At 58.5% G+C, this 26,012-nt stretch carries 26 protein-coding genes; 13 read left to right on the top strand and 13 right to left on the bottom strand.

The window, feature by feature from the left end:
* Positions 1–27 precede the first annotated feature (27 nt).
* The 4 genes from def to truA all read left to right on the top strand — a co-directional run bounded on the left by def (position 28) and on the right by truA (position 2,965).
* The gene (gene def, locus R3D51_07495; protein ID MEZ5899323.1) at positions 28–534 is read left to right on the top strand and encodes a peptide deformylase; all 507 of its coding nucleotides are present in this window, start codon (positions 28–30) and stop codon (positions 532–534) included.
* An 80-nt stretch (positions 535–614) separates the two neighbouring features.
* Positions 615–1,544 carry a methionyl-tRNA formyltransferase gene (gene fmt, locus R3D51_07500; GenBank protein MEZ5899324.1) on the top strand — a complete coding sequence of 310 codons (930 nt, stop codon included), beginning with the start codon at positions 615–617 and terminating at the stop codon, positions 1,542–1,544.
* Positions 1,545–1,657: 113 nt separating this feature from the next.
* Positions 1,658–2,092, top strand: coding sequence for a hypothetical protein (locus tag R3D51_07505; protein ID MEZ5899325.1), 435 nt, complete (start codon positions 1,658–1,660; stop codon positions 2,090–2,092).
* A gap of 114 nt (positions 2,093–2,206) precedes the next feature.
* Positions 2,207–2,965: a tRNA pseudouridine(38-40) synthase TruA gene (gene truA / locus R3D51_07510; GenBank protein MEZ5899326.1), complete on the top strand. Its 759-nt coding sequence runs from the start codon at positions 2,207–2,209 to the stop codon at positions 2,963–2,965.
* A gap of 49 nt (positions 2,966–3,014) precedes the next feature.
* Here truA and folE read toward each other — a convergent pair whose 3' ends face one another.
* Positions 3,015–3,608, bottom strand: coding sequence for a GTP cyclohydrolase I FolE (gene folE / locus R3D51_07515; GenBank protein ID MEZ5899327.1), 594 nt, complete (start codon positions 3,606–3,608; stop codon positions 3,015–3,017).
* Between the two features lie 149 nt (positions 3,609–3,757).
* Here folE and R3D51_07520 point away from each other — a divergent pair, with 149 nt between their 5' ends.
* The gene (locus tag R3D51_07520; protein ID MEZ5899328.1) at positions 3,758–5,065 is read left to right on the top strand and encodes an O-antigen ligase family protein; all 1,308 of its coding nucleotides are present in this window, start codon (positions 3,758–3,760) and stop codon (positions 5,063–5,065) included.
* A gap of 141 nt (positions 5,066–5,206) precedes the next feature.
* Here the strand turns inward: R3D51_07520 and phaZ are convergent, their stop codons facing one another.
* Entirely contained in the window at positions 5,207–6,547 is a 1,341-nt protein-coding gene (phaZ, locus tag R3D51_07525; GenBank protein ID MEZ5899329.1) for a polyhydroxyalkanoate depolymerase, read from the bottom strand.
* Positions 6,548–6,805: 258 nt separating this feature from the next.
* On the opposite strand from phaZ, the gene R3D51_07530 reads away from it, so the two are divergent.
* Positions 6,806–8,098 carry an MFS transporter gene (locus R3D51_07530; GenBank protein MEZ5899330.1) on the top strand — a complete coding sequence of 431 codons (1,293 nt, stop codon included), beginning with the start codon at positions 6,806–6,808 and terminating at the stop codon, positions 8,096–8,098.
* Between the two features lie 27 nt (positions 8,099–8,125).
* Here R3D51_07530 and infA read toward each other — a convergent pair whose 3' ends face one another.
* From infA to R3D51_07545, 3 genes are all read right to left on the bottom strand, one after another.
* Positions 8,126–8,407 carry a translation initiation factor IF-1 gene (gene infA / locus R3D51_07535; GenBank protein MEZ5899331.1) on the bottom strand — a complete coding sequence of 94 codons (282 nt, stop codon included), beginning with the start codon at positions 8,405–8,407 and terminating at the stop codon, positions 8,126–8,128.
* 182 nt (positions 8,408–8,589) lie between these two features.
* Positions 8,590–8,796, bottom strand: a complete 207-nt coding sequence (locus tag R3D51_07540) for a cold-shock protein (protein MEZ5899332.1) — start codon at positions 8,794–8,796, stop codon at positions 8,590–8,592.
* Positions 8,797–9,229: 433 nt separating this feature from the next.
* Positions 9,230–9,718, bottom strand: a complete 489-nt coding sequence (locus R3D51_07545; GenBank protein ID MEZ5899333.1) for a D-Ala-D-Ala carboxypeptidase family metallohydrolase — start codon at positions 9,716–9,718, stop codon at positions 9,230–9,232.
* A gap of 465 nt (positions 9,719–10,183) precedes the next feature.
* Here R3D51_07545 and R3D51_07550 point away from each other — a divergent pair, with 465 nt between their 5' ends.
* Entirely contained in the window at positions 10,184–10,627 is a 444-nt protein-coding gene (locus R3D51_07550; GenBank protein MEZ5899334.1) for a hypothetical protein, read from the top strand.
* A gap of 102 nt (positions 10,628–10,729) precedes the next feature.
* Here the strand turns inward: R3D51_07550 and R3D51_07555 are convergent, their stop codons facing one another.
* Both R3D51_07555 and R3D51_07560 read right to left on the bottom strand, forming a co-directional pair.
* Complete coding sequence (locus R3D51_07555) at positions 10,730–11,746, bottom strand: cation diffusion facilitator family transporter (GenBank protein MEZ5899335.1); 1,017 nt, start codon at positions 11,744–11,746, stop codon at positions 10,730–10,732.
* 39 nt (positions 11,747–11,785) lie between these two features.
* Positions 11,786–12,472 (bottom strand): SDR family NAD(P)-dependent oxidoreductase, encoded by a 687-nt coding sequence (locus R3D51_07560; GenBank protein MEZ5899336.1) that lies wholly within the window; start codon positions 12,470–12,472, stop codon positions 11,786–11,788.
* A gap of 189 nt (positions 12,473–12,661) precedes the next feature.
* On the opposite strand from R3D51_07560, the gene R3D51_07565 reads away from it, so the two are divergent.
* Complete coding sequence (locus R3D51_07565; protein MEZ5899337.1) at positions 12,662–13,135, top strand: hypothetical protein; 474 nt, start codon at positions 12,662–12,664, stop codon at positions 13,133–13,135.
* 118 nt (positions 13,136–13,253) lie between these two features.
* On the opposite strand, the gene lepA is transcribed toward R3D51_07565, so the two are convergent.
* On the bottom strand, positions 13,254–15,056 hold the full coding sequence (gene lepA, locus R3D51_07570; GenBank protein ID MEZ5899338.1) for a translation elongation factor 4: 1,803 nt from the start codon (positions 15,054–15,056) through the stop codon (positions 13,254–13,256).
* A gap of 187 nt (positions 15,057–15,243) precedes the next feature.
* Here lepA and R3D51_07575 point away from each other — a divergent pair, with 187 nt between their 5' ends.
* Both R3D51_07575 and R3D51_07580 read left to right on the top strand, forming a co-directional pair.
* Positions 15,244–15,816, top strand: a complete 573-nt coding sequence (locus R3D51_07575; GenBank protein MEZ5899339.1) for a hypothetical protein — start codon at positions 15,244–15,246, stop codon at positions 15,814–15,816.
* Between the two features lie 204 nt (positions 15,817–16,020).
* Complete coding sequence (locus tag R3D51_07580; GenBank protein MEZ5899340.1) at positions 16,021–17,601, top strand: SulP family inorganic anion transporter; 1,581 nt, start codon at positions 16,021–16,023, stop codon at positions 17,599–17,601.
* A gap of 68 nt (positions 17,602–17,669) precedes the next feature.
* Here R3D51_07580 and R3D51_07585 read toward each other — a convergent pair whose 3' ends face one another.
* A complete protein-coding gene (locus R3D51_07585) occupies positions 17,670–18,794 on the bottom strand; it encodes a sterol desaturase family protein (protein ID MEZ5899341.1) in 1,125 nt (374 codons plus the stop codon).
* Positions 18,795–18,905: 111 nt separating this feature from the next.
* Here R3D51_07585 and R3D51_07590 point away from each other — a divergent pair, with 111 nt between their 5' ends.
* Positions 18,906–19,862 carry a ferritin family protein gene (locus R3D51_07590; GenBank protein MEZ5899342.1) on the top strand — a complete coding sequence of 319 codons (957 nt, stop codon included), beginning with the start codon at positions 18,906–18,908 and terminating at the stop codon, positions 19,860–19,862.
* A 160-nt stretch (positions 19,863–20,022) separates the two neighbouring features.
* Positions 20,023–21,264, top strand: coding sequence for a lytic murein transglycosylase (locus R3D51_07595; GenBank protein ID MEZ5899343.1), 1,242 nt, complete (start codon positions 20,023–20,025; stop codon positions 21,262–21,264).
* A gap of 81 nt (positions 21,265–21,345) precedes the next feature.
* Here R3D51_07595 and R3D51_07600 read toward each other — a convergent pair whose 3' ends face one another.
* Together R3D51_07600 and R3D51_07605 are read right to left on the bottom strand one after the other, a co-directional pair.
* Positions 21,346–22,371, bottom strand: coding sequence for an endo alpha-1,4 polygalactosaminidase (locus tag R3D51_07600; GenBank protein MEZ5899344.1), 1,026 nt, complete (start codon positions 22,369–22,371; stop codon positions 21,346–21,348).
* 28 nt (positions 22,372–22,399) lie between these two features.
* Complete coding sequence (locus R3D51_07605) at positions 22,400–23,317, bottom strand: cation diffusion facilitator family transporter (GenBank protein ID MEZ5899345.1); 918 nt, start codon at positions 23,315–23,317, stop codon at positions 22,400–22,402.
* 255 nt (positions 23,318–23,572) lie between these two features.
* On the opposite strand from R3D51_07605, the gene R3D51_07610 reads away from it, so the two are divergent.
* Positions 23,573–24,445 (top strand): metal-dependent hydrolase, encoded by an 873-nt coding sequence (locus R3D51_07610; GenBank protein MEZ5899346.1) that lies wholly within the window; start codon positions 23,573–23,575, stop codon positions 24,443–24,445.
* A 17-nt stretch (positions 24,446–24,462) separates the two neighbouring features.
* Here R3D51_07610 and R3D51_07615 read toward each other — a convergent pair whose 3' ends face one another.
* Both R3D51_07615 and R3D51_07620 read right to left on the bottom strand, forming a co-directional pair.
* Positions 24,463–25,212 (bottom strand): TetR/AcrR family transcriptional regulator, encoded by a 750-nt coding sequence (locus tag R3D51_07615; protein MEZ5899347.1) that lies wholly within the window; start codon positions 25,210–25,212, stop codon positions 24,463–24,465.
* A gap of 142 nt (positions 25,213–25,354) precedes the next feature.
* On the bottom strand, positions 25,355–25,978 hold the full coding sequence (locus R3D51_07620; GenBank protein ID MEZ5899348.1) for a TadE/TadG family type IV pilus assembly protein: 624 nt from the start codon (positions 25,976–25,978) through the stop codon (positions 25,355–25,357).
* Between the last annotated feature and the right edge of the window lie 34 nt (positions 25,979–26,012).

The raw sequence follows: 26,012 nt of genomic DNA on the forward strand, positions 1-26,012 counted from the left end.
GGCCCACCTTGTCCTTATTTCACACGCATGAGCATTCTGCCGATTATCACAATTCCAGATCCTGTCCTGCGGAAGATCTCCGAGCCGGTCGAACGTGTCGACGCGGAGGCACTTCGGCTGATGGATGACATGCTGGAAACCATGTACGCAGCGCCCGGCATAGGGCTGGCCGCCGTCCAGGTCGGTGTGCCCCGCCGTGTTGTCGTCATTGATGCCTCCGAGGAGGAGGACACGAAAAACCCGCTCTGTCTGATCAATCCCGAGATCGTCGGCCTGGGTCAAACGACGCGCGTCTATGAAGAGGGCTGCCTGTCCATCCCCGACGTGCGCGTTGAGATCGAGCGCCCGGAGACGGTGACCATCCGCTACATCGATCGGGACGGGAAACTGCAGGAGCTTGCGGCCGATGGGCTGCTCGCGACGGCCATTCAGCATGAGCTCGATCACCTCGATGGTCAGCTGATCATCGATTTTCTATCGCGGCTGAAGCGCGATATGGTCATACGCAAATTCAAGAAGGCGAAACGCGAGTAGCAATCACGCCTGTCCGGATGTGCCGGCCATGATGCCCGCTCCACCCGGGCAAGTCGGAGCCTTGAGGGAAGACAAGCACAATGGCGTTGCGCATCGTGTTCATGGGCACGCCCCAGTTCTCAGTGCCCGTGCTGGAAGCGATTGTGGCTGCGGGCCATAAGGTGGTTGGCGTGTATACGCAGCCTCCCCGCCCGGCGGGGCGCGGCATGGCTGAGCAAAAGTCGCCCGTCCATGTTGCCGCTCAGTCTCATGGCATCCGCGTTTTTACCCCGCGTAATTTCAAGGCGGCGGAAGATCGTGAGGCCTTCGCTGCGCTGAAGGCGGACGCCGCTGTTGTCGTCGCGTATGGACTGCTTCTGCCAAAGGAGGTTCTCGACGCTCCGTGGCATGGCTGTTTCAACGTTCACGCGTCGCGGCTGCCGCGCTGGCGCGGTGCTGCGCCCATTCAGCGGGCGATCATGGCAGGCGATAAGGAAACGGCCGTAATGGTGATGCGGATGGAGGAGGGGCTCGATACTGGGCCGATCTGTCTTTCTGCCAGCGTTCCAATTGAACCTCAGACAACCGCGGGCACATTGCACGACGAGCTGTCAGCAGTCGGCGCTCCATTGATGGTTGAAGCTTTGAAGCGTCTTGAGGCGGGCACGCTCAACGAAACGCCGCAGCCGGAAGTGGGTGTGACTTATGCCGCCAAGATCGATAAGCGTGAGGCGCGCATCGACTTTGGTCGGCCCGCCCATCTGGTGGCCGCCCACATTCGCGGACTGTCGCCATTTCCGGGAGCCTGGCTGGAGCTGGCTGGCAAGACACCTGAGCGGTTGAAGGTTCTGAACGCAGAGGAAGTGCCGGGTACCGGAACGCCTGGAGAAGTCATTGGCGGCGATCTTACGATCGCATGTACCGATGGCGCCGTGCGTCTCACTCGTGTGCAACGGGCGGGCAAGAAACCCGTGAGCGCGGAGGAGTTTCTACGCGGATTTACTTTGCCGGTGGGGACACGACTTAGTTGATAGGGTTGATATTAAGCATAGCCCCAAATCCTGACTCTTGAGCGCGCGCAAGCCTCTAAAGATTATCTTCAAGGTATCTCGTCGCGTTTCCAGTTCGGATAAGGAAAATGCTCATGCATCGCGCTCTCAGGCTCTTTGCCGTCGCAACAGCAGGATTGGCACTCTCTACCGCTGCCGCTTTCGCTCAAAGCACGACGCGCATCGAAACGCGTCCCTACTACGGTGCAACCGTCACGCTCGAAGCGGGCGTGCGCGTGTTCCGACCGCTTCCGCCCGAAGAACGGGTCATCATCAATCCTGAGGGGAAGACGCCGCTCTCGCTGGGCTTCAACGACACCCGAATCTACGAGCGCCGCGTCATCAAGAATTACAACTACAACGAAGGCGGTCCGAGTTACGCGCCGCGTGACGTCGTTGGCGGCTACTACAGCTATGGTTCGCCCTATGGCTACTACCGGGGCAATCGCTATAACCGCCCGGGCTATCCCGGTGGTGGCTATCCTAGTGGCGGCCGTCCCCACGGCTTTGGCGTCCACGGCGTTCGTTGACGCAGCGCCAAGGGTGCGGGTGTGCGAATGTGCGTTCTGGTTTCTTGAGCGCGCTGGCGCGAGCGGGTAGGGATGGGCATTCGCTCGCCATAAGAATTCACACCTAGCCAGTCCATGCCCCGCTATCGCATCACCATAGAATATGACGGAACGTCCTTCGTAGGCTGGCAAGCCCAAGCCGAAGGCGTTTCCGTGCAAGGCGCGCTTCGGGACGCGATCGGGCGGTTTTGCGGCGAGGCCGTCGTTGTCAAAGGCGCTGGACGGACGGATGCGGGCGTACACGCATTGGGGCAGGTCGCGCATTTTGATCTCGTCAAGAGTTGGGATCCGTTCCGCGTTCAAGAGGCGATGAACTTCCACCTCAAACCGCACCCTGCCGTGGTGTTGAGCTGTGCGGTCGTCGACGAACAGTTCGACGCGCGCTTCAGTGCCGTCCAGCGCCACTACTTCTATCGAATCCTGTGCCGGCGTGCGCGTCCGGTTCTTGATGCGAACCGCGTCTGGTGGTTGCCACACGACGTGGACCATGCCGCCATCGCTGATGCCGCGCAGGTCTTCATCGGTCGCCATGACTTTACGACCTTTCGTGCCGCTCAGTGTCAGGCGCAGTCGCCCGTCAAAACCCTAGATGAGTTCCGCGTTGAACGTGTGGGTGAGGAGATCCGTCTCTCGGTCTCCGCACGCTCGTTCCTGCACAACCAAGTGCGCTCGATGGTTGGCAGTCTCAAGATTGTGGGTGAGGGAAAGTGGTCGAGAGCAGATTTGCGCGATGCGTTGGAGGCCTGTGACCGCACGCGCTGCGGGCCGGTTGCACCTGCGGCCGGTCTTTATCTGGTTCGTGTTGACTACCCGGTCCAGACCGGCGCCGTTTGAGTTTGCCGGGCCGTAGGTCTGTCGTCTCCTGTCAAGTAAGGTTTGCCGTTCAGGCGCGCTCCAAATCATCCGTCACCATGGCAAGGAACTCCTGCCGGGTCATGGGATTGTCACGGAAGGCGCCGAGCATCCGGCTCGTGACCATGTCGGTACCGTGCTTATGGACGCCGCGCGTGGTCATGCAGTGGTGCTCCGCTTTTATGACCACGCCCACGCCTTCCGGTTGAAGCACTTTATCAATCGCATTCGCGATCTGCGCAGTCATTTTTTCCTGAATCTGCAAGCGTTTTGCAAAGGCGTCCACCACTCGGGCCAGTTTGGAAATGCCAACGACACGCCCCTTGGGGATGTAAGCGACCCAGGCTCGTCCCACGATAGGAGCCATGTGGTGTTCGCAGTGGCTCTCGAAGCGTATTCCGCGAAGGACGATCATCTCGTCGTAGCCCTCGATCTCCTCGAAGGTTTTTTGCAGGATCGCTTCAGGGTCGTCGTCATAGCCCTTGAAAAATTCCTGGAAGGCACGAGCCACGCGCGAAGGCGTCTCCTTCAAACCATCGCGGGCCGGGTCGTCGCCCGCCCAGCGGATCATGGTTTTGATAGCGGCTTCCACTTCAGCGCGAGTTGGCTTTTTTTCAGTGGCCATATTACCTCTGGATTTCGGCTTTTGGGACGTTGAAGAAACAATTCTTATGACACATTGCGGCTTTCGTGTACCACGAGTAGCCGCTAGGACAAGCTACGCGATTAAGGTCAGGATGACGGCACTCGTAAGGTGCGGAGGATTGTAGGGGCTTGGTCTTTACTCAGGAACTCGATCGCTCGCGTCATCCCGTCAGTATGCGGCTGTGGGGTATCTGCGTCGGCACGTGGTTGATGGGGTGCATCACGGTGTGCATGGTAAGTCCACGCACCATCGCATTTACGCTGCCGATCCTATTGGTTGGACTGCTTCTCTCCTACTACGCCCGGCAAGGGCTCTCTTTAAGCACATTTTCAGGCGTGCTGTATCACGGTGCGGCCGTATTGGTCTTTGCTGCCTTCGCGATGACGAGCGCGTTTTGGGCGGCGGACAAAAAGCACTCCTTGATCGCCTCAGCCGGGCTCATGACATGGGTTCTGGTTGCTCTGGCTGGCATTGCCCTGATGCGCAGCGAGCCGCGCCATAACCAGTTCCACATGGCGGAAGGGCTGTGGCTCGGGTTTATCATCGGCTTGATCTACTTGTTCATTGAAATTCTAAGCGATCAATCGATCAAGATATTCCTCTACAATACCTTTCACGTCCCAAAGTCGTGGCTGCGTCCACCGACATCCTTCACCTGGGCAAATGGAAAGGTAGTGTCCATTGCACCATTTGACCTCACCCGTTCAATTGCGCCGATCCCGCTTCTGGTCTGGACGGTGCTGCTTTGCTTGAGGGTAACGGCGCCGCGCAATAAGCCCGGCCTGTGGGGGTGGCTCATCTACGCACTCACCTTCGTCGTAATCATGGTTTCGGAAAGCGAGACGTCGAAAGTGGCGATCTTCGCGGCCTCCGCCGTGTTTGCGCTCTCGCGCTGGAATACGACAGCAGCCGCTTGGTTGTTGCGGATTGGTTGGGTAGCCGCCTGCTTGGCCGTCGTGCCTGTTGCTCTGTCGCTCTACCGGGCCAACCTCCACAACGCGCCGTGGTTGCAGATGTCAGCGCAACATCGAATTATCATTTGGAACAATACGGCCGAATATGCGCTAAAGGCGCCCTTGATCGGCGTCGGTGCCGGCATGATGTATCAGATGGATGTGGATGGCGAACTGAGCGCGGGGCACCGCGAGCGCATGTCTGCAAGCGCGCCACATGCGCACAACGTTTTCCTGCAGACTTGGTTTGAGCTTGGCGCCATTGGAGCGGCGCTGCTGACGTTCTTTGGGCTCGGCATCATTGAGGCCATTCAGCGCGTGTCGCGCAAGGACCAGCCTTACGGCCATGCCTTGCTGGCTTCCGCCATGTGCGTGGCAGCGTCAAGTTATGGCATGTGGCAGGCGTGGTTCCTCGCCATGTTCGCGATGTCAGCCATCTGCTTCACACTTGGCGCGCGTGTGAATGCCCGGGCTGAGGACTGAAGCGCAAGCTCACCGCCCCTTCATTCCGGATTAAGCCGCTCCAGTCGCTCAAATCCCGTGCAAGGCGTGCCCAAAGGGCCAAACGAGAAGCGGCGGGACATTGCCCGCCGCTCGTCAAACTTCGCTTGTTTGCGATCCCGGTTACTCGCCGGCGATGGAGATACTCTGGCCATTGGCGCCGTTCAGGTGACCATTGGGCTTCTTGGCTCCATCGAAGCCAAACGAGATTGATTGCGCACCTTTCCTGCGGCGATGCTCAACCGTGCGAATGAACTCGCGTATACGTGGCTGGATCTCAGTGCGCCAGCGGGTGCCGTTGAAGACGCCGTAGTGGCCGACGCCCGGCTGCACGTAGTGGATTTTCAGCTCATCTGGAATGCCGGAGCAAAGTGCTTGAGCTGCTTCCGTTTGGCCAAGACCACAAATGTCGTCGCGCTCGCCTTCGACGGTCATCAGCGCACATGAGCTAATGGCGCTGCAATCGACGTATTCACCGCGATGATAGAGCGTGCGGTCAGGCAGCGAATGATCCTGGAACACCGTCTTGACGGTCTGCAGGTAGAACTCGGCCGTCAGGTCCATTACGGAGAGATATTCTTCGTAGAAATCCTGATGCTGTTTGACGCTGTCGCAGTCGCCTTGCACCAGGTTCTTGAATAGATCCATGTGTGCGTTCATGTGGCGCTCGAGATTCATCGTCATGAACCCGGTCAGCTGCATGAAGCCGGGATAGACCGGCCGAAGGAAACCAGCGTGGGGGAACGGAACGGTGGAAATCACGTTGCTTTCGAACCAGTCGATTGAGCGGGTCGCCGCCAACTCATTGACTTTTGTCGGGTTGCGGCGCGTGTCGATCGGTCCGCCCATCAGAATGAGCGAGGCTGGTTGAAGACGATCGTTGCGCGATGCCATCAGCGAAGCGGCGACGAGCGCGGGTACTGCAGGCTGGCAAACGGCGATGACGTGGGTGTTGGGCCCGATGAACCGTACCATGTCGACGATGTAATCGACAAAATCGTCGAAATCGAAGCGGCCGACGGCGAGAGGCACGTCGCGCGCGTCCACCCAATCGGTAACATAGACCTCGTGCTCGCGGATCATAGCTTCCACCGTGCCGCGAAGCAGCGTCGCATAGTGACCGGACATCGGCGCAACCAGCAGCACCTTGGGATCGTTGCGCTTCGCCGTCACCTTGGGGTCACGTTGGAAGTGTACCAAGTTGCAGAATGGTTTTGAGAATACGATCTCTTCTTCGATCTTGGTTTTGACGCCGTCGATCTGCGTGGTCTTGATTGCGAATTCGGGTTTGCCGTATCGCCGCGTCACGTTCTCGAAAACTTCGCACGCTGCACGGATATTCTTACCGAGCATCGTGTGCGCCATGGGATTCAACGGCCAATCGAGAGTATGGCGTAACGCCTGCATTCCGAATCGCAACGGAGATACAACTGCGTGTGCCATCTCGTAGGCGTAGTAGTGCATTCGGCCGCCCTTCCTAGTTTAGGTCCACTTTGTTAGGCGCAGCAGCACGTTGTTGCTGCACCGCGAGAGTATAACCGATACTTGTTCAGCTCAATCAATAATACATTGGACTGCCTAACGTTAGATTCTCGGTGGGCTCAAATGGCACACTACCTGGGCTCATTTGCACCTTGTCTTTCTGCTGTGCACTCGCTGCCCTGCAGCGTGTTGCCTTGGTAGACTGATTCCTTCCAAGCAGGCTGCAAAGAAAGTCCGCCCATGCCGTCTATCAACGATTCTTCAGGAGAAGGTCCGCCTCATCCGCTATCGCGTTTCGTCGTCGTTAGGCATCACGAGATTTCGGCTCTCATGGCATCTTTTGCCATGTTTTTCGCGCTGTTGGCCGCGTATTACATCGTCAGGCCCGTGCGCGACGAGATGGGGGTGGAAGTTGGTAAAGACGAAATCCATCACCTGTTTACGATGGTTTTTTTCGTCATGCTGGCAGCCGTTCCGGCTTTTGGTTTGGTAGCCACGCGTTTTCCGCGTCGTCTGGTCCTGCCGAGCCTGTATGCGTTCTTCGCGCTCAATCTGATCGGCTTTTGGGTTGTGTTCCGCTTCTGGGGAATTGCTCCCGCGGCAGCCGGTACGTTCTTCGTGTGGGCGAGTGTCTTCAATCTATTCGTGGTATCGCTGTTTTGGAGCCTGATGTCGGAGCTTTGGTCGACGCAGGAAGCCAAGCGGCTATATGGCTTTATCGGGGCCGGGGGCACAGCGGGGGCTTTGGCGGGGCCGCTTCTGGCGCAGGGCCTGTTGCGAATCTTTCAGCCGGTCGATCTGCTCCCTGTTTCCGCGCTGCTGCTCGCCGTCGCGCTGGGGATGAGCCTGGTGCTTCGCGCGATCAGGCCAGGCCACGGTGAGCACGAAACGGAGCCCGCTGGCGGCGGTATTCTGGATGGAGCGGTGAAAGTGATGACCGACCCGTTCTTTGCGCGTATCGCGGGCTACGTTCTGCTTGCCAATATCGTTGGCACATTCTTCTACATGGAACAGTCGCGGCTCGTCGGCGCGGCGATAGCCGATAGCGCCGAGCGAGTGAAGTTCTTCGCCAGCAGGGATCTGGCGGTCAGCATTATCACGCTCACCGTGGAACTCGTTGGTACGGCTTATGTGTTGAACAAGCTGGGAGTCGCGGTTGCGCTTTTGGCATTACCTATTGTGGCTGCGGTAAGCGTGCTTGCGCTCAGTTCTCATCCCATCCTCTGGGTGGTAGCGGCTGCAATGGTGGCAGAGCGCGTCTGTGCGTTTTCACTCTCAAGTCCAGCTATAAAGTTGATGTACACGCTCGCTACTCCAGCCGAGAAGTACAAGGTGCAAAGCTTTGTCGACACCGTTGTTTATCGCGGCGGAGATGCGGTGTCGGGCTGGGCGTTCAGTCTGCTGGGCGCCGGGGCAGGGTTTGCAAGCGCAGTCGTGCCCGCGGTTGCACTGCCGCTTGTCGGCCTGTGGCTATGGAACGCGCGGGCTCTGGCATCGGTATACGACACGCGAAGCCGCGAGAGCCACGTCTAATCTGACGTGCGGACGATACCAGCGGAATCAGCGGCGGCGATGACCGCCGGGAGGGCCGCCTGAAGGAGGACCGCCGGCTCCGGCGCGAGCGTCTTTGTGACGGAACGTGATACGGCCTTTGGTGAGGTCGTAGGGGGTCATGGTGATCGTGACCCGGTCGCCGGCAAGAATACGGATTCTGTTTTTCTTCATGCGTCCAGACGTGTAGGCGACGACCATGTGACCGTTGTCGAGCTTCACGCGGCAGCGGGCATCCGGCAGGACTTCATCCACCACGCCCTCGAATTCCAGTTCCTCTTCTTTAGCCATTCAATCTCCCTCGCCCTTGGGCGGAATGTTCTGACGGGTCTTAAGTCACGCGTGCGCCTCAAGCGCAACCTGCTGCTACGTCGCACGACGCCCGATGCAGCCCCAAAGTCTCTTCTTCGCGGGTAAAGCAAACGGGGAGCAGACTTCTCTGCTCCCCGCGCAATCTGCAGTGGCTCTAGAAATTAGAGCGGACGCAGGTTCACGGCTGCGATCTTGCCATTGCGGCCGCGCTCGGTCTCGAAATAAATCTTCTGACCTTCGCGAAGCGACTGCAGGCCAGCGCGTTCAACCGCCGAGATGTGGACGAACACGTCGCTGCCACCCTCTTCCGGTTGAATAAAGCCGTAACCCTTTTGACCGTTGAACCACTTAACAGTGCCGTTTGCCATTCAATGCCTCCAAAGCCTTTTGGCATCCCTCGAGGCGGAAATACCTCAAGGGCCATCAAATCGCGCGATGGAGACGTCTTAGGGCAGGCGGTAGCGCTGTCTTAGAGTGAGCCAAGGCGTGTTCGATGGTGCATATATGCCTCGGATGGCGATAGAACGCAAGAAGCCAAGCCCTCCACATCCCACACCGGATGCAAAGGCGCCCAAGCTCGGCTCAACAAGTTCATTAGCGAGCAGTGCCCAATTCCGTACGTTGGCACCGCATGAGATAGTAGCATATTAGGACCATCCGATCTCCTGCCGCAATCCAATTCGTCGATGTGTTGGAGCGACAAAGGGTTACGCCTAATTCGACTTTCGCAGGAGGGCGAAAAACGTAAGGGGCCGCCCCCGGCAGGAGCCGCCCCTTTTTCTTCAATAACTTACCGGAGCCTCAGTGGCCGCTGGGCCGGTTGAGCGCCACGAAGCGGTAGCCGACGTCAACATGGATGTGATCCATGTCCGAGTACGTCATTGTGCCTCCCGAACGGTGGTTGGCGATCAGCCACTGAACCACCTCACGCTTACGGCCCGGAACACGGAAATCGATGGCCTGTCCAGACGCATGTTTGGAAGGTCGGCCGCTGGTGGCGATACGAGCGCCGGGACGGCAGGTGGAGATGATCTGGACCTTGCCGAAGCGGGCCTGTATGCGTCCCAGCAGGGAGCGGGCCTCGGAGGTCAGGCAGCCTGAACTTGCACTGGCCCCACCGCGCCGCGACGAGCGCTTGGCGTATTTGCGCGAGGATTTCTTGATGTGGGTGTTTCCGGTCATGCGGCTTTGTTTACGAGCGCCGTCCGAATAGTGTGGCTTTGCTTCGGCGGCAACTGGTGTCAGCGCAAGAGCGAACGCGACAAGCAACAACGACATGCAATTACGCATGGTAACTCCTCTGGAATTTTCGATGGATTGGAGGACGCCGGGCGATCTGTAGACACGTCGCCTTCGTGCGTTGCCCCTCGCGGAACCGCGAGGGTTGATCATGGGTAGACCGCAAGCGCCAGCCTCACCCCGTACCGAGAAGCACCAGCCGCCAGACGTTCCCTATCGTCTTCATTTGAGCTGGCTCGGGGATGAGCGCGGTGAGATTTCCTGCTGCCCTTCCCGTCGGCGCCTCTGGTGCTCGTCAACTGCTGCGGCCAAAATGTGGCCAAGCGACCGATTCAGCCCTATGGTGCGACCACCCGGCGCAAGCAGGAGGTGGGCGGAGGGTCTTATTGACGCGGTCAAACTTTAAGCGTTTTGCGATCATGACGGGTAGAGACGAGAGAGTAGGGCGGCTAAGGACAAACGCGCTTGGAGCAACTGAGCACGGCCGTCTTGGGGAAGATGAAGGGAGCTTGAGAAATGAATATGCTGAAGGCGATGGTGCTCGGATTTATTGCCGGCGCGATAGCGACGGTGACCGTGCACGAACTGATCAGTTTGATCTTTACCAACCCCTCGCTGTGGACCGGTTGGGAGCGTGTCTCATGGGATATGTCGCCTAACGACTACGGCGTGCCGAAGATTGCAAGCGCCGCTTTCTGGGGCGGTCTTTGGGGTGCGCTCTTTCCCGTGGTTTTCGGAACGCTGCCAAAGGGTCCGCTGACGTTCAAAGGAATGCTGTACGGTTTGATTGGACCGGCGCTGATCGGCGTATTTATCGCCGTGCCGCTGATCACCAAGCGCTTCCCGATCTTCATGGACGGACAGGCGAGCCTCATCATTCCGGTGTTGTGCATCCTGGCAGGTTTCGGCGCATCTCTGGGCTGGCTGTACGGTTTCTTCGCCTACAAACGCCTGCCATAGTCGCAAGAGAGCGAAGGCAACGAACTTCGAAAGGCGGTCTGCACGGGCCGCCTTTCTTGTTCCATGAAGTCGAAGATTGGGACTGAGAGACCGGTCAAACGCTTAAGAGCGGGCGAGGGCGTGATCGCACTGCACGGCGCACGTTTCGCCATCTCCTTGCTCTATCTGCAACGTGACGTGCGCGATGGAATAATGATGATTGAGCGTCTCGCCGACGGCACGCAGGAAGTCATCGCCGGGATGACCCGCTGGTATGACGAGGTGAGCACTTAGCGCGGTCGCGGTGGCGCTGAGCGGCCAGATGTGCAAGTCGTGCACGCTCTCCACGCCCGGCGCCTTCAGCAGAGTCGAGCGGACCTCGGCGGCGTCGATCCCCGGCGGCACACCTTGCACGGATAACCGGGTCGCTTCCGTCAACAGATCCCACGTACTCCACACAATAACGGCGGCGATAATGATGCTGATGGCTGGGTCAAGCCATGTCGTGTTCCAGACCATCATAGCAAGGGCCGTCAGTACGACGCCGGCGGAAACGGCAGCATCCGCCGCCATATGTAGAAATGCGCCGCGCACGTTGAGATCGTGTTTGGCGCCTGAGTGAAAGAGCATGGCGGTTGCCAGGTTGACGACAATGCCGAACGCAGCAACCCAGAACACGACCTGCGCATCGACGTGCTCGGGTGCGGCTATCCTTTCAACCGCCGCCCACACGATCGCAATCACAGCAATCAAGAGCAGTACCGCGTTGATGAGCGCAGCATGGATGGAGGCAGTGCCGAAGCCGTACGTGAAGCGCATCGAGGGCGGCCGTTTGGCGAGGGCTGCTCCTGCCCATGCGACGACGAGGCCGGCAACGTCGCTCAAGTTGTGTCCGGCATCAGCCAACAGCGCCATGGAGTTAGCATAGAAGCCGTAGCCGGCCTCCAGGGCCACGAAGGCAATATTGAGCGCTATGCCGATCGCAAACGCGCGCCCGAAGTCTGTTGGCGCGTGGTGGTGGCCGTGTGCATGATCGTGGGCGTGCCCGTGACCAACGTCATTGGCATGTAAATCTTCGTGCTTGTGCGTTGCGGCCGGATCAGCCTGTCGCGAATTGCGGCCGTGTTTGTGATCGGTCATCGGGTGCGAGTATAGGTGGACTGGATCCGCTTGTCGGTATTAAAAGCTCTCCACCCAAGGGCGCAGATCGGACTCGAATGTCCAGGCGTTTCGCGGTTGTTTCAGAACTGCCATGTAAGCGGCCGCTATTGCATCGGAGTCGAGCATTGCGTCGGGATGAGATGGGTCGGCAGGTCGCGCGGCCGATGTCACCATTCCGTCGATGATGAAGTGCGCGACATGAATGCCCTTGGGCTGCATCTCGCGGGCGAGGCTTTGAGCAAGCCCGCGTAGAGCGAATTTCCCCATCGCGAATGGAGCCGATTTCGCATAGCCCTTCACACTCGCTGACGCGCCGGTAAAGAATATGGCGCCTTTTCCCTGGGGCACCATGCGGCGCGCAGCTTCCTGAGCAACGAGAAAACCGCCGTAGGCAGTTGCCAACATCGCTTGAGCAACCGCTTCGCCATCAAGATCGAGAAAGGCACCGGGAACTCTCGCGCTCGCGTTGAAGAGAACGAAGTCGGGTGTGCGGCCTTGGCTATCGAGGTCTGTGAAGAGTGCCCGCACTTCGGCAGCTTGCGATGCGTCGCATGTGTGACGCGTAGCGTCGGCTGCGACTTCAATGCTTTTGCCAATGATAGAGCGGGACGCGAGCGCAACATCCCAGCCGTCCGCCAGAAGCGCACGCGCCATTGCGGCTGATATTCCTCCACCCGCTCCGACAATCAATGCGTGCTTCGTCATCGAAAGCCTCCGCTTCACCTAATCGTGCCTTGTCATTCCACATCGAGTTCGAACTGTCACGGACGCGGATATCGAAGCCGTTTTGCATGACATCTTTCCTTGCGCGCGCGTTGCGGGGAACCATGAACAGCGCGAGACGTTTAACAACCTTTATCGTGGAGAGAAACGACATAAGGAGATTTTTTGATTATGTATAAATTCATTCCTGCGACAGCGTTAGCGACTCTGTTCGCTCTGGCGCCAATTGGTGCGGTAAATGCGGAAACGCAGGCAAACGCGCCTCCTGATATGAAGCTGACACAGAAGCAATGCGAAACGCTCTGGAGCCAGGCCCATGCTGGCGGAAGCGGCGATCTCTCGATGCAAAAGGCCAAGCCATATTTGAAGGATTTCGAGAAGGCCGACATCGACAACAGCAAGAGCTTGTCGTCTGACGAGTGGAACGGGGCCTGTGATAAGGGCTGGGTGATGAGTGAGGCGACCGTTCCTGCGGCAGGCGCGGCGACCGTCTCTCCGGATGCGGCCCAGCCGGGCGGTGAAACATCGGATCGCACGCCGGGCGGAGCTACAGACCGCAAGCCTGGATCGACGACGGCGGGTGCGCCAGGCGTTGCAGCGGGGCAGACGCCAGATGGAACGTCCGATCGTACACCCGGCAACTAAACAGTCAGGGTTAGATTAGGGCTGAAGGAGAGCCCGTCGGGTCCAATTGAAAGCAAAGAGGCGGCTCAGTAAGCCGCCTCTTTCTATTTTCCGCGATGCCGAATGACGATTTCTGCGATCAGTTGTCATCCATCTTAAGCGCGTTGATGAAGGCTTCCTGCGGAATTTCGACCTTGCCGAATTCGCGCATTTTCTTCTTACCGGCCTTTTGCTTTTCGAGCAGTTTGCGCTTTCGGGTGATGTCACCGCCATAACATTTGGCGAGAACGTCCTTGCGAAGAGCCTTGATGGTTTCGCGCGCGATGACTTTTGCGCCGATGGCTGCCTGAATGGGAATCTGGAACAGGTGGGGCGGGATCAACTCCTTGAGCTTCTCGCACATGGAGCGTCCGCGGCTTTCTGAGCGTGCGCGATGTACTATGATGGACAGTGCGTCCACCGGCTCACCGTTGACGAGGATCGACAGCTTGACGAGGTCGCCCTCCTCGTAACCGATGATATGGTAATCGAATGAGGCGTAGCCGCGCGATACGCTCTTCAGGCGATCGTAGAAATCGAACACGACTTCGTTGAGGGGAAGATCGTAGATCACCATGGCGCGCGAACCGGCGTAGGTCAGCTGCTTCTGGCGCCCGCGGCGATCCTGGCAGAGCTTCAGAACCGAACCCAGATGCTCATCGGGAACCAGAATAGTGGCTTCGATCCACGGCTCCTCGATATGGTCGATCTTTACGACGTCGGGCATGTCGGCGGGATTGTGCATCTCCACCACCGAGCCGTCCGTCATATGCAAGTGATAGATGACCGATGGCGCGGTCGTGATGAGGTCGAGATTGAACTCTCGCTCAAGACGCTCGGTGATGATCTCAAGATGCAGAAGTCCGAGGAAGCCGCAGCGGAACCCGAAGCCGAGCGCGGCCGACGTTTCCATCTCGAACGAGAACGACGCATCATTGAGGCGCAGTTTCGCCATTGCGTCGCGAAGATCTTCGAAGTCCGCAGCGTCAACGGGGAAGAGGCCGCAGAACACGACGGGCTGAGCTGGCTTGAAGCCAGGAAGCGGCTCGGGTGTCGGGTTCTTTTCGTCCGTCACCGTGTCACCAACCCGTGTGTCGGCAACTTCCTTGATGGCGGCGGTAAAGAAGCCGATCTCACCTGGGCCCAGCTGATCGAGCATCTGTTGTTTGGGGCGGAAAATGCCGACGCGCTCAAGTTGATACGTTGCGCCGGTCGACATCAGCTTGACGCGCTGGCCCTTCTTCATCACGCCATCGATGATACGTACCAGAACGATCACGCCGAGGTAGGCATCGTACCAGCTGTCGATCAGCATGGCCTTCAATGGTTTGGTGGCGTCCCCTTTGGGCGGGGGAAGGCGTTCGACGATCGCCTCCAACACCGCCTCGACGTTGAGGCCCGTCTTGGCCGACACGCCGACGGCGTGAGAGGCATCAAGACCGATCACGTCCTCTATCTGCTCCTTGACGCGGTCGGCGTCGGCTGAGGGAAGGTCGATCTTGTTGAGAACGGGTAGTATGTCGAGGTTGTTGTCGAGCGCCTGATAGACGTTGGCCAGTGTTTGAGCCTCCACGCCCTGCGACGCATCGACGACTAGAATGGCACCCTCGCAAGCCGCAAGCGAGCGCGACACCTCATAAGCAAAGTCGACGTGGCCTGGGGTGTCCATCAAGTTGAGTTGATACATCTTTCCATCAGCGGCTTTATAGTCGAGCCGGACGGTCTGGGCCTTGATGGTGATGCCCCGCTCGCGCTCGATGTCCATCGAGTCGAGAAGCTGCTCCTTCATCTCGCGGTTCGTGACGTTGCCGCACAGCTGGATCAACCGATCCGACAAGGTGCTCTTGCCGTGGTCGATATGTGCGATGATGGAGAAGTTGCGAATGTGAGAGGTGTCGGTCATGGCCCGGCTCATAGCAGGCGGAACTCGCGGGTAAAAGAGGCGTTTTGCTGGTTGAAGGGGGGCTGTGGCAGGCCGGTTGATCGTCACGGCGGCAATTGGCACCCGAATTGGGCTATAGCCACCGTCACGGGCTTGTGTCAGGCTCTAGCTGCCCCCACGGATGGTCTACGTATTGGAGAATATAGATATGTCGAACGAGTCCTCGAAGTCCCGCTTCACCGTTGCCGGCGGCAGCGTTGGCGAGGACGCCCGCAAGGCCATGAATGCCGCGATCGACGCCTTCTCCGGCTGGCGCGACGACATCGCGCAGCAGTCTGAAAAGAACTCAAAGGCCGTTTTCGACCAAATGGCGTCGGCCGCCAAGGCGTTCGGCTGGCCCGCAGAATTCGTCGATATGACGCGCCAGCAGATGCAAAATGCCTCGCGCATGCAGATCCAGTTCATGGATCAAGTCATGGACGTCTGGGAAAAGCAGCTCAAGAACCCCGGCAGCTTCGAAGTGCCGGATGTTTGGACCGACGCGATGAAGAAGTTGTCCAGCGGACAGGGCTTCAGCTTCCCGGGCATGTCGAACTTCCCGGGGATGCCCAACTTCCCCGGCATGCAGGGCACCAATTTCCCGGGTCTCGGGGCCATGAACGGTATCCCTGGAAATCCATTCCAGTTCTGGATGCAGGCTGCGGAAATGTGGCAGAAGTCCTGGGAGCAGGGGATGAAAGCGTGGATGGACGCTCAGTCGAGCCTGACTGGGCGTAAGTAGTCACTTCCCTGAATCCAATTAATAATTTGATGGGCACATCGGCTCGGTCGATGTGCCCATTTGGCTATTTGCACATTGTCGCATGCAGGAATGCGCCAGCGGCCATTGTGTTTTTTCTCTCATCCGGTCAGAAAAGCTTATCGCACAATAAACAAGACCTTTGAGGAGCACCCTCGGCTGAAACACGCCAGGGTTTGAGCGGACATGAGTGACATTGCGGCCCCTAACCAGGGCAAGGCTGCCAGTACAATTGGCAGTGATCTGCTGGCATCCATTGTCGTGTTCCTGGTCGCCTTGCCGTTGTGCATGGGTATTGCCCTCGCCTCCGGTATGCCGCCAACCTCTGGCATTATTACCGGCATTATTGGCGGGCTGGTGGTGGGCTTAATCTCCGGCTCGCCTCTGCAGGTTAGCGGCCCGGCGGCGGGACTGGCCGTTCTGGTCTACCAATTCGTAAAAGACTTCGGTCCCGAGATGCTCGGCACCATCGTCTTGTTTGCTGGAGTTCTGCAGTTCATCGCTGGACAACTCAAGCTTGGGCAGTGGTTCCGTGCGGTTTCTCCGGCGGTAATTCACGGCATGCTGGCGGGAATTGGCGTCCTGATCTTCGCGGCACAGTTTCACGTCATGCTGGATGGACAACCCATCGGCACCGGAATTCAAAACCTGCTTGGCATTCCAGGTGCAATTCGGGATGCGATAAGCGCGGGCGACAGTCGGTTGAACGCTGGCGAAATTGGTGTGCTCACCATCGCCTCGATTGCCTGTTGGGCGGCCTTCGCTCCAAAATCCTTGCGGTTGATTCCTCCTCCGCTGGTTGGCGTGCTGGTGGGCGTTCTGGCTGCGGCGGTGTTCAAACTCGACAACGTCAAGTTCGTGAGCGTGCCGGAGAACTTCTGGTCCACGGTCGTATTTCCGACGCCAGAGCGCATCACGCGGGTTTTCACCGATGCTCAGATGCTGATCAGCGCAGCGGCAATCGCGTTCATTGCATCGGCGGAGACGCTGCTTTGTGCAACCGCAGTCGACCAGATGCATTCGGGCGTGCGCACGAAATACGATCGCGAGCTGTCGGCACAGGGCATCGGCAACGCAATCTGTGGCACGCTAGGCGTGCTGCCTATGACCGGCGTCATTGTGCGTTCTGGCGCCAACGTGGAGGCGGGTGGAAAAACGCGGTTATCCACGATTTTTCACGGTTTATGGCTGCTGCTATTCTCCAGCGTGATGCCGTGGACACTGACATACGTTCCGCTGTCGGCATTGGCCGCGATCCTTGTCTATACCGGCTATAAGCTGGCCTATCCCAAGGCCATTCCGACGCTGCTGAAGTATGGCTATGCCAAGGTCTTCATCTATGTGGCGACGGTCGTCATGATCGTGTCGACGGATCTCTTGAAGGGTGTGTTGACCGGACTTGCGCTGTCACTGGCGCGGACCTTCTATGCGCTGTCGCGATTGAATATCCGCAAGGAATACGATCCAGAGAGCAACCGCATTGACGTTTATCTCGATGGTACGGCAACCTTGATCCGCTTGCCCAGGCTGGCGCGCGAGCTTGAGACGATGCCGGCCGGTTCCCAGGTGCGGGTCCACATCAAGGACCTTGAGTATATCGATCACGCTTGCCTCGATCTGATGTCGAGCTGGGACAAGCAGCATCGGGCAACCGGCGGCTCGTTGACCATCGAGTGGGACGACCTCGCGAAGAAATACCACGAGCGTCACGGCACCGGGCTCAAGAGCGACAAACCTGCTTCAAAGGCGACCTCGTCGCCAGCGTAAGAGGTGGAGATAAGAAAAGGGCCCCGGGAAACCCCGAGGCCCTTCAGCTTTCAAATCTCATCGCGCCTTCAGAATTCTGCAGCAACTCGCGCAGGTGCCGAGTTTGCTTCGGTCTTGGGCGCACGTTGGAAGCGCTTTTTCAGTAAGGCCGCGCTAGCCTGGAACGGCCGCAGAAGGATCACTTCCATCGAACGGAAGTCAGGCGTCTCCTCGCCAAGGCCGAAGCCCTCAATCTCACGTCCCTTCGGGATGTGGAGCGTGCCGAACATGCGATCCCAGACAGCGAGCGAACCTCCCATGTTGCGATCGTAGTGCTCTACCTTGTCGGAGTGGTGGATCTGATGCATGGCTGGAGAAATGATCCAGTGCTCGATGCTCGGTCCAAAGCTGATCCAGAAGGGTGAGTGGCGCAACGCACCGCCGGCGAGGTTGAACACGAACAGGAAGATGTTGGCGCCCGCAACCGTCGATACCGTCACGTGCTCTCCGAACAGGGCAATGAAAATTCCGTTCACGACTCCGTAGGCCGTGGTCAGCACGGCGGCCGTTACCAGGACTTCGACGGGGTGATGGCGCTCAGCTGTGGCGAAGTTCAACACCTCCGCCGAGTGATGCACCTTGTGGAACTCCCACAACTCGGGAATCCGGTGGAAAAGGAAATGGACGTACCAGCGCAGGAAGTCGTCCACGACGAAGAGCATCACGGTCAGCACGAGGCCGAGGGCGACCGCAGTGCCATCGTTGACGGTTCCCGAAACGCCAAGCGCAGTTAAAAAGGAAACTACGAAGTCCTTAACCTGGGTCCAGTTGATGGTCGCCCAGGACAGGATGGTCAATCGCATCGCCGGCGTGATGACGAGAATGATGTAGTCGTTGATGGCGCTCTTGGAAGCCCAGGTCTCCCGGTTAAAGAGCGTATCACCGAAGCCGCCATATTCCCGGTGCCGGGCATAAAAGAACGCGGCGATGACCAAGCCGCTGACACAGTAGAGCCAGAAGTAGCGCGACGTGGGGTCGGCGAGGAAATCGTAGACAGGCATCACAGCGCCGACCATGAGCCGGCTGCAGGCGTCGTTGATCCATTCGAGCATGGCGGTTGTCCAAAAAAGAGTGTTGGCTCGGATGCACAACGCTAGGCCCGATGGGGTGAAGACCGCCTTAACCCGCCATTTGGATTTGCTGATCGACGTCATCAGTGGCGTTCCTGCGACGATGTGTCGAAACCGGCTGCGGCCGTTGATCTTTAACCCTCGAAATCGTATTTAGAATGTTTCTAAGTTGGCTGTTAACGCCTGGATCCTCTCATGCCCCGCTTTTCAGAACTCAGCGAACCGGAAGTTGTGGCTCTCGCCATTTCGTTGGAGGAGGAGCACGGGCGGATCTATTCGGAGTATGCGGCCGGGCTTGCCGATAGCTATCCCGCGTCGGCGCGGATCTTTTCGGAAATGGCCGAAGAAGAAAACGAGCATCGGCGCTGGCTGATCACATTGTTTCAGCAAAAATTCGGCGAGCGCATCCCCTTGGTCCGCCGCGAGGACGTCGCAGGCTTCGTGCGCCACGATCCCATTTGGCTGGTGCGCCCGCTCGGGCTCGACAAGGTTCGCGCTCAGGCCGAAGCGATCGAGCGCGAGACGCGCAACTTCTACCGCTCGGCGCTGGCACGCACTCAAGATGCGGCGATCCGCAAATTGCTAGGCGATCTGGTGGCGGTGGAGGAACGCCACCTGGGCGTCGCGCAACATCTAAAAGAACAGCAATTGACCGAAGACGTCATCCAATCGGAAGCCCACGCTGAACGGCGCGCTTTCGTGCTCCAGTACGTGCAACCTGGATTGACCGGACTGATCGACGGCTCGGTATCCACCCTGGCGCCAATCTTCGCGGCGGCCTTCGCGACCCAGAACACGTGGCAGACTTTTCTCGTCGGTCTCGCGGCTTCCGTGGGTGCGGGCATATCGATGGGCATCGCGGAGGCGATGGCCGATGACGGGTTGATTTCGGGACGTGGGCACCCGTGGATACGCGGCGCCATAACTGGAGCCATGACAGCGGTGGGCGGTCTGGGGCATACGCTACCTTATCTCATCCCAAAGTTCTGGACGGCGACCGCCATCGCTGCCGTGATTGTGCTGATCGAGCTGTGGCTTATCGCATGGATCCGTGCGCGCTACATGGATACCAAATTCCTGCGCGCCGCGTTCGAGGTGGTGTTGGGCGGTCTCATCGTCTTCGCCGTCGGCATTCTGATCGGGAGTGCCTAGTCCTTACAGAGCCTTGAGAACTGAGCGGGGACCGCAAGTTTTTGCCGCATGTGTCAGTCGGTGCGCGTTTTACCGGCGGCCTCACTGGCGCCACTTTCCCTTGACGCCTTGATGCCAAAAGGCAAACTGCCGGCGTTTTGGTACGAGGGAAATGAATTTCATGCGTCATCGATTGACTTCGCGGTTAGCCGCGGCGGTATGCATTCTGCTTGGTGTATCAAGCGCAGCTATTGCTGAAGTCGCGCCACCGCCGGAACCCAATTCGCGCAGTTGCAAGAATACGGTCCCCTTCAACACCTGGATCGTGGCCTTCAAGAAGGAGGCAATCGCGGAGGGTATCAGGCCGCAGACCATCGAAGCGACGATCGGCGGCATGACGCCGGATATGGGCATTGTCTCGCGCGACCGACGCCAGGGCTTCTTCTCGCAGACCTTCATTCAATTTTACGGCAAGCTGGCAACCAAGAGCCGCGAGAAGATGGGTCGCTCCTATCTCAGCAAATACAAATCTTTGTTTGATCGCGCCGAGGAAGAGTACGGAGTTCCCGGGCCTGTTATCACCGGCTTTTGGGCTCTGGAAAGCGACTTCGGCGCTGGCATGGGCAACTTGCCCGTCATGCGTTCGTTGCTCACGCTGGCCTGGGACTGCAGGCGAGGCGAGCTCTTCCGCGGGGAGCTGAAAGCCGCGATGAAGATCATTGAACGCGGCTACCTACGCTCTGACGAGATGATCGGTTCGTGGGCGGGGGAACTTGGGCAAACGCAATTCCTGCCGCAGCACTATCTCAATTACGCGGTTGATTTCGACAACGACGGCCGCCGCGATCTCATCAGGGACATTCCAGATATTATCGGCTCAACCGCACACTTCATCGGTCAGATGGGCTGGCGCCGTGGAGAGCCGTGGCTGGAGGAAGTTCGTGTAACAAAAGATCTGCCATGGGATCAGGCGGATCTTGAGATCCTGCATCCGCGCTCCCAGTGGGCGAAGTGGGGCATCAAGGGTGTATCTGGTGCACTGCCTGACGATAATCTGCCAGCTTCGCTTTTACTACCGATGGGTAGAAACGGTCCGGCGTTCCTCGCTTATCAAAACTTCCGCGTCTATCTGCAATGGAACCAGTCGTTGACGTATGCGATGACGGTGGCGCATCTGGCGATGCGGATGGCTGGCGCGCCGATGCTGAGCAGCGGAAATGGCCAACCGATCGAGTCTCTCAGCTATGAACAGACCAAAGAGCTCCAGCGTCTATTGACGAAGCGCGGCTTCGACGTCGGAGAGGCGGACGGCAAGATCGGCGCAGGCACACGCAAGGCGGTCAAGGCCATGCAGATCAAGTACAACCTTCCGGCCGACAGCTATCCGACGCCCGAGCTGCTGGGGGCGATGAGCGCGAGGTAACGCTTCGCGATCCGCTGCCTGCATTGACGAAATCGAGAGAGGGGCTGCGCTCAGATGTGAGCGCGGCCCGTTTTCCTCTCTTTAGGCGATTGCAGCGCCACCATCGCCGAAAGCAGGCCCAAGAACGTCGAGCTCGCGTGAGGGTGCGGCGTAAGGCAGAAAGCCGTGGGAGATCGCCACTTCGTAGAGTTTCGAGATTTTGCCGCTATCACTCAGGTAGTCGACGCATAAAACCGGCACGTTGCTATCGAGGAAGTCGCGCACGAGCGCGTCGATTGCCTCCTCGTCGGGTGCGAAGGGATTGTTTTCCGGCTTATCGCCACGGAAGAACAGATCTTCGCACGCGATGGCGTTGATGGTCTCGAGATAGGCGTCGCGGCGCGGATGATCCTCGTCCTCAAGAGCGTCGATGATGTAGGCGCCGTTCTGTGGAATGATGAGGAATTCTGGATTGGTCTCGCGCGCGTGTGCGGCAAGCGCCGCGACGAAATCAATCATCCGGGCCGCGGCCTCGCGTTCATTTTCCGGATCGCCCTTGCGCCGCTCCTCCGGTGGAACCGCCGTGCCCCAGTGATAATAGCCGTCGATGATGTCGAGGTAGGCGCCATCAAAGCCGGTTTCGACGATGCGGTCGAGCCAGCCCGTACGCTCCGCGTTGAAGATTACGTCTTGCCAGCCCTTTTCCCAGTAACGGACCTTGCGGGAGCTCGGCCAATCCTCGTTCCAGGCTCCGAGCCAGCTTGGTGCGACGTCGGTCACTTCTCCGGCCGCTCTTTGATCGCAGTCGGTATAGTTCGTCCATCCATCTTGCCAATGATCGCGATAATCGGACGCTTCCCCGATGGAGATATATGAGACGACAACCGCGTTCGTCCCGTGCCGCTGCTTCAGCTTTTGGATGTCAGCGGAAGAGAAGGCTTTGGCTGCGGAGCCATCCTTGGAATAGTCCATGACGATCAGGTCGTGCGGGGCCTTGGCCAGATCCGAAACCTTCAGCCCCCCGGTCGCCCCCGAATGTGAGCGACCTTGAAGCAGATAGCCCCAATTGCGTACGGTCTTGAGCCCGTCTGCCGTCATCAGGCCAGCTGAGACGTTTTTCGTTTTCATGCAGGCTCCCTGCGTGCGTGGCGATCGTTTAGAGCGGGACTATGCCGCTCGACTCGGTCTTCGCCTTGTTGTCGGGCTCGACGTGGATGACGATCTGCGATCCCGCAATTTCCTGCTCCAACGCATCCTCGATGCGGTCGCAGATGACATGGGCATCATAAACCGACATCGAGCCCGGCACGACGAGGTGGAATTCGACGAACAAGGCGGACCCCGCCTGCCTCGTGCGGATGTCGTGAGCCTGTAAGGCGCCATCCCCGTTGGCGGCAATAGCTGTACGAATTTGACTTTCGATCTCGGGGCTCGCGGCTTGGTCCATGAGATGAGACATGGACTCCAGCGCGATGCGATATCCGGTCCAAAGGATGTTGACCGCAACGACCGCCGCCAGCAGCGGGTCGAGGAACAGCCAGCCGGTGAGCGTTGCCAAAATCAAGCCGATGAGGACGCCGGCCGACGTAATGACGTCGGTGAAGAGGTGCCAGCCGTCGGCGGTGAGAGCAGGCGACCGCCAAGCACGGCCGCGGCTGATGAGTAGCCAAGCCCACCCTGCGTTAAGCCCAGAGGCCACCGCGTTGATCGCCAAGCCTAGTCCGGGTTGCTCAAGTGTCACGCCGGTGCGCATGGCATTGATCGCCTTGATTAGGATGACAACCGCCGCCACGATAATCATCGCGCCTTCGAAGATCGCAGCGAAAAACTCCGCTTTGTGATGTCCGAAGGGGTGGTTCTTGTCTGGCGGCCGTGAGCCGACTTGCAGTGCGATCAATGCCGCGACGGCGGTCATGACATTGACGATGCTTTCAAGCGCATCCGAATAGAGGGCGACCGATCCCGTCACCAAATAGGCAACGTATTTGATCGCCATGACGGCGGCGGCGACCACGATACTGGCAGCGGCGACAAGTATCGTGCGGGGGATACGCGGTTGCGGTTCAGAGGTCATTGCGCTTCTTGAGCTCCACTCAATCGGCGATGTGCCACATCGAGCGCGCATGCTCCAGACAAATAAGTGGTAATCCGCTTCGCTGCGGCGCGACACAGCAGACCATCGGGAGATTTTCCGGCCCGGCCTTATCCACAGTCTGTGGAGCGCCTGGACCTCGCGCTTGGGGAGCGAATCTGATGGTCAGGAAGGATTGGCGTCGCGGCGCTTTCGAAGCGCGCGTGCGACGGCGCGCTCGCATCAAAGGAGGCGCTCATGGCAAACTTTTCAACCCACATCGGCGCCGGAACGGTGGTTTCGGGAGCCTTGGCGACTTTGACGCTGGCGGCTGATGTTGTTGCCCCTGAGAACCTGGTTGCCGTCACCATGGCCGGGGTGCTCGGATCGATCCTCCCGGACATTGACCTTAAGGACTCGCGTCCAAGCCGCTTGATGTTCGCTGGTCTTGCCGTGTTCTTCTCCTTTGCAGTGTTGTTCAACACGGCAATGAAATTTTCCGTTGCCGAGATGTGGATCGCATGGCTCGGCACCCTCGTTGTCATACGCTACGGGCTCCACACCGTCTTTCATCGTCTCTCCGTTCATCGCGGGATCTGGCACTCGTTGCTTGCTGGTGTATTCTGCGCCGTGGCGACGGCAGTCGTTTTCTATCGGGTGCTGGGGCGTCATGAAGGCGTCGCCTGGCTTGCCGGTGGCTTCATGTTCATTGGTTATTTGACCCATCTTGCGCTCGATGAAATCTACTCGGTCGATGTAATGGACACGCGCATCAAGGCTTCGTTCGGCACCGCCTTGAAACTTTTCGATAAGCGCCACTACATGGCCTCCGCAGCCATGGCCGCAGCATTGGGGCTTGCGATCATGGTTGCTCCTCCGACCGGCGCATTTGTGAATGGGATTGGCTCAAAGAGCCTGTGGAGCGAGCTGCAGGGACGGCTCTTGCCTCAGGGCAAGTGGTTCGGCGTTATTGACGCCAAGCAGCTGGCTCATCTCGGCAAGACAAACGAAGACGGGATAACGACTGGATCGATCACACCTACTTCGCCGGGCAAAGAGCCTGTTCAGGCGGTCCCATCTCAGTCAGAGCCTGTCCCAGCAGAGCCTTCTCAAGACGAGAGTGCGCAATAGCACATATTCGACTTGGTTCATCGCGCCAATTTGTATAGGAAGCAATCGACCAGGGTCGAGACGCAGCGCTTAGCGGTTTCCGGAGGTATTGAGCTGAACCTCCCAGTGACCGCTATTTCTGAGATGCCGTGGATGCTGGCCCATAGGGCTTGCGCAAATACCTGGATTTCGGGCTCGCGTGCGTGGGGCATCGCGGACCTAATCGTGCCTTCCAAAAGAGCAATGATGCCGTTGAAATTTTCGTCGATGGTTTTCGCCCCGGAATTTCCGTTCTCCGGCAGCAGAAGCAAATTCCAAAGCTGCTTGTTGCGCAGCGCGAAGTCTATGTAGCCATCGCACAAGGCGCGAAGACGACCATCGGTGGGCATTCCCTCAGGCAAAGATCTCAGTTCGGACAGAGCCTCTTCCAGCAAAGAGCTCTGTATGGTCATCTGGAGTTCGTCGAGGTTCTTAAAAACGTTATAGAGCGTGCCCGGCGAATACCCGATGTTCTTGGCGATGGCTCGCGCTGAAAGGGCATTAGTCCCTGATTTCTGCACGATCTCTCTAGCGGACTGCAAGATCAGCTTACGCAGTTCTTCCGGCGAGTGTGACGAGCGCCTTCCCATTGTGCCACGAGAACCCCAGATCCGCGATCCACGACGTGCGCTTCGGATTACTCCGTTTGCGACACTTATGCGGCAGATAGCAGATGAGGGGAAATCACGTACAGTGATAAAGCGGTGCTTGCGAATATAAGAAAAATTATTCTGCAGCCAACCGGTCAACACTAGAATATTTGTCGAGTATAACTCCGAGAACCTTGAAATCTCATGCTAACAGAAATGCGTTTGGACGTGCACTTGTCGGAAGAATGGTGTGCGGGCACAGAAATGTGCCGCTGCATTCGCGCCAGTAGGTTTCTTGGTATCACCAACCCGCACAAAGCTCGCCGCAGTTGCTTCCGTCGAACCCGACACAGCTTGCCTTACGTGGACTGTAAGTAATGGTGTCGTTCCAAGTCATCGTTGTCTTGAAGCCTGGAATGAGGTCTTTAAGTAGCGGCGCGTATCCGAAGGAAGACTCCACCACGATGGCGGTATTGCCGGCGTTGATCATGCCGGTTGCCGGCATAGCCTTGTCAGTGCATGTCGACTGCGCAGTGTTCAGCTTGGAATCGTAGTTCCATTCAGAGCGCGTGCGTGACGCGTCATCGCTTTTGGCGCGCAAGGAGTGGACCTTGATGACGAGGCTGTCGGTGGAGAACGGGTACATCACCTGTTCGGCCGATAGCATCATTCCGTTGATGGCCTGGAGCGCGCCGCCCGGTGCCGTACCGACTGTCTGTTCGCGAGATACCAGGTCGCCGATCATGGCGCTGACGCGTTGGAATTTCTTATGCATCATGACTGCGCGCGAGACTTCGACCGTACCGAAGAGGGCGAGGATGAGCAGGGGGGCGATATAAGCAAATTCCACCGCGGCCACACCTTTGCGATTGCGCGCGAAGCGGGCGATCGAGCGTTTCAAGAGGGGGCTGAGTTTCGTGAACATCGGCATTGATCCTGTAACTTTGAAGCTGTGCCTT

Source organism: Hyphomicrobiaceae bacterium (assembly GCA_041397645.1).
Classification (GTDB): Bacteria; Pseudomonadota; Alphaproteobacteria; order Rhizobiales; family Hyphomicrobiaceae; genus Hyphomicrobium_B.

Excerpts from the sequence above, each read along its gene's own strand:
- def (MEZ5899323.1), top strand. The coding sequence starts at position 28 with ATGAGCATTCTGCCGATTATCACAATTCCAGATCCTGTCCTGCGGAAG.
- fmt (MEZ5899324.1), top strand. The coding sequence starts at position 615 with ATGGCGTTGCGCATCGTGTTCATGGGCACGCCCCAGTTCTCAGTGCCC.
- R3D51_07505 (MEZ5899325.1), top strand. The coding sequence starts at position 1,658 with ATGCATCGCGCTCTCAGGCTCTTTGCCGTCGCAACAGCAGGATTGGCA.
- truA (MEZ5899326.1), top strand. The coding sequence starts at position 2,207 with ATGCCCCGCTATCGCATCACCATAGAATATGACGGAACGTCCTTCGTA.
- folE (MEZ5899327.1), bottom strand. The coding sequence starts at position 3,608 with ATGGCCACTGAAAAAAAGCCAACTCGCGCTGAAGTGGAAGCCGCTATC.
- phaZ (MEZ5899329.1), bottom strand. The coding sequence starts at position 6,547 with ATGCACTACTACGCCTACGAGATGGCACACGCAGTTGTATCTCCGTTG.
- R3D51_07530 (MEZ5899330.1), top strand. The coding sequence starts at position 6,806 with ATGCCGTCTATCAACGATTCTTCAGGAGAAGGTCCGCCTCATCCGCTA.
- infA (MEZ5899331.1), bottom strand. The coding sequence starts at position 8,407 with ATGGCTAAAGAAGAGGAACTGGAATTCGAGGGCGTGGTGGATGAAGTC.
- R3D51_07540 (MEZ5899332.1), bottom strand. The coding sequence starts at position 8,796 with ATGGCAAACGGCACTGTTAAGTGGTTCAACGGTCAAAAGGGTTACGGC.
- R3D51_07545 (MEZ5899333.1), bottom strand. The coding sequence starts at position 9,718 with ATGCGTAATTGCATGTCGTTGTTGCTTGTCGCGTTCGCTCTTGCGCTG.
- R3D51_07550 (MEZ5899334.1), top strand. The coding sequence starts at position 10,184 with ATGAATATGCTGAAGGCGATGGTGCTCGGATTTATTGCCGGCGCGATA.
- R3D51_07555 (MEZ5899335.1), bottom strand. The coding sequence starts at position 11,746 with ATGACCGATCACAAACACGGCCGCAATTCGCGACAGGCTGATCCGGCC.
- R3D51_07560 (MEZ5899336.1), bottom strand. The coding sequence starts at position 12,472 with ATGACGAAGCACGCATTGATTGTCGGAGCGGGTGGAGGAATATCAGCC.
- R3D51_07565 (MEZ5899337.1), top strand. The coding sequence starts at position 12,662 with ATGTATAAATTCATTCCTGCGACAGCGTTAGCGACTCTGTTCGCTCTG.
- lepA (MEZ5899338.1), bottom strand. The coding sequence starts at position 15,056 with ATGACCGACACCTCTCACATTCGCAACTTCTCCATCATCGCACATATC.
- R3D51_07575 (MEZ5899339.1), top strand. The coding sequence starts at position 15,244 with ATGTCGAACGAGTCCTCGAAGTCCCGCTTCACCGTTGCCGGCGGCAGC.
- R3D51_07580 (MEZ5899340.1), top strand. The coding sequence starts at position 16,021 with ATGAGTGACATTGCGGCCCCTAACCAGGGCAAGGCTGCCAGTACAATT.
- R3D51_07585 (MEZ5899341.1), bottom strand. The coding sequence starts at position 18,794 with ATGACGTCGATCAGCAAATCCAAATGGCGGGTTAAGGCGGTCTTCACC.
- R3D51_07590 (MEZ5899342.1), top strand. The coding sequence starts at position 18,906 with ATGCCCCGCTTTTCAGAACTCAGCGAACCGGAAGTTGTGGCTCTCGCC.
- R3D51_07595 (MEZ5899343.1), top strand. The coding sequence starts at position 20,023 with ATGCGTCATCGATTGACTTCGCGGTTAGCCGCGGCGGTATGCATTCTG.
- R3D51_07600 (MEZ5899344.1), bottom strand. The coding sequence starts at position 22,371 with ATGAAAACGAAAAACGTCTCAGCTGGCCTGATGACGGCAGACGGGCTC.
- R3D51_07605 (MEZ5899345.1), bottom strand. The coding sequence starts at position 23,317 with ATGACCTCTGAACCGCAACCGCGTATCCCCCGCACGATACTTGTCGCC.
- R3D51_07610 (MEZ5899346.1), top strand. The coding sequence starts at position 23,573 with ATGGCAAACTTTTCAACCCACATCGGCGCCGGAACGGTGGTTTCGGGA.
- R3D51_07620 (MEZ5899348.1), bottom strand. The coding sequence starts at position 25,978 with ATGTTCACGAAACTCAGCCCCCTCTTGAAACGCTCGATCGCCCGCTTC.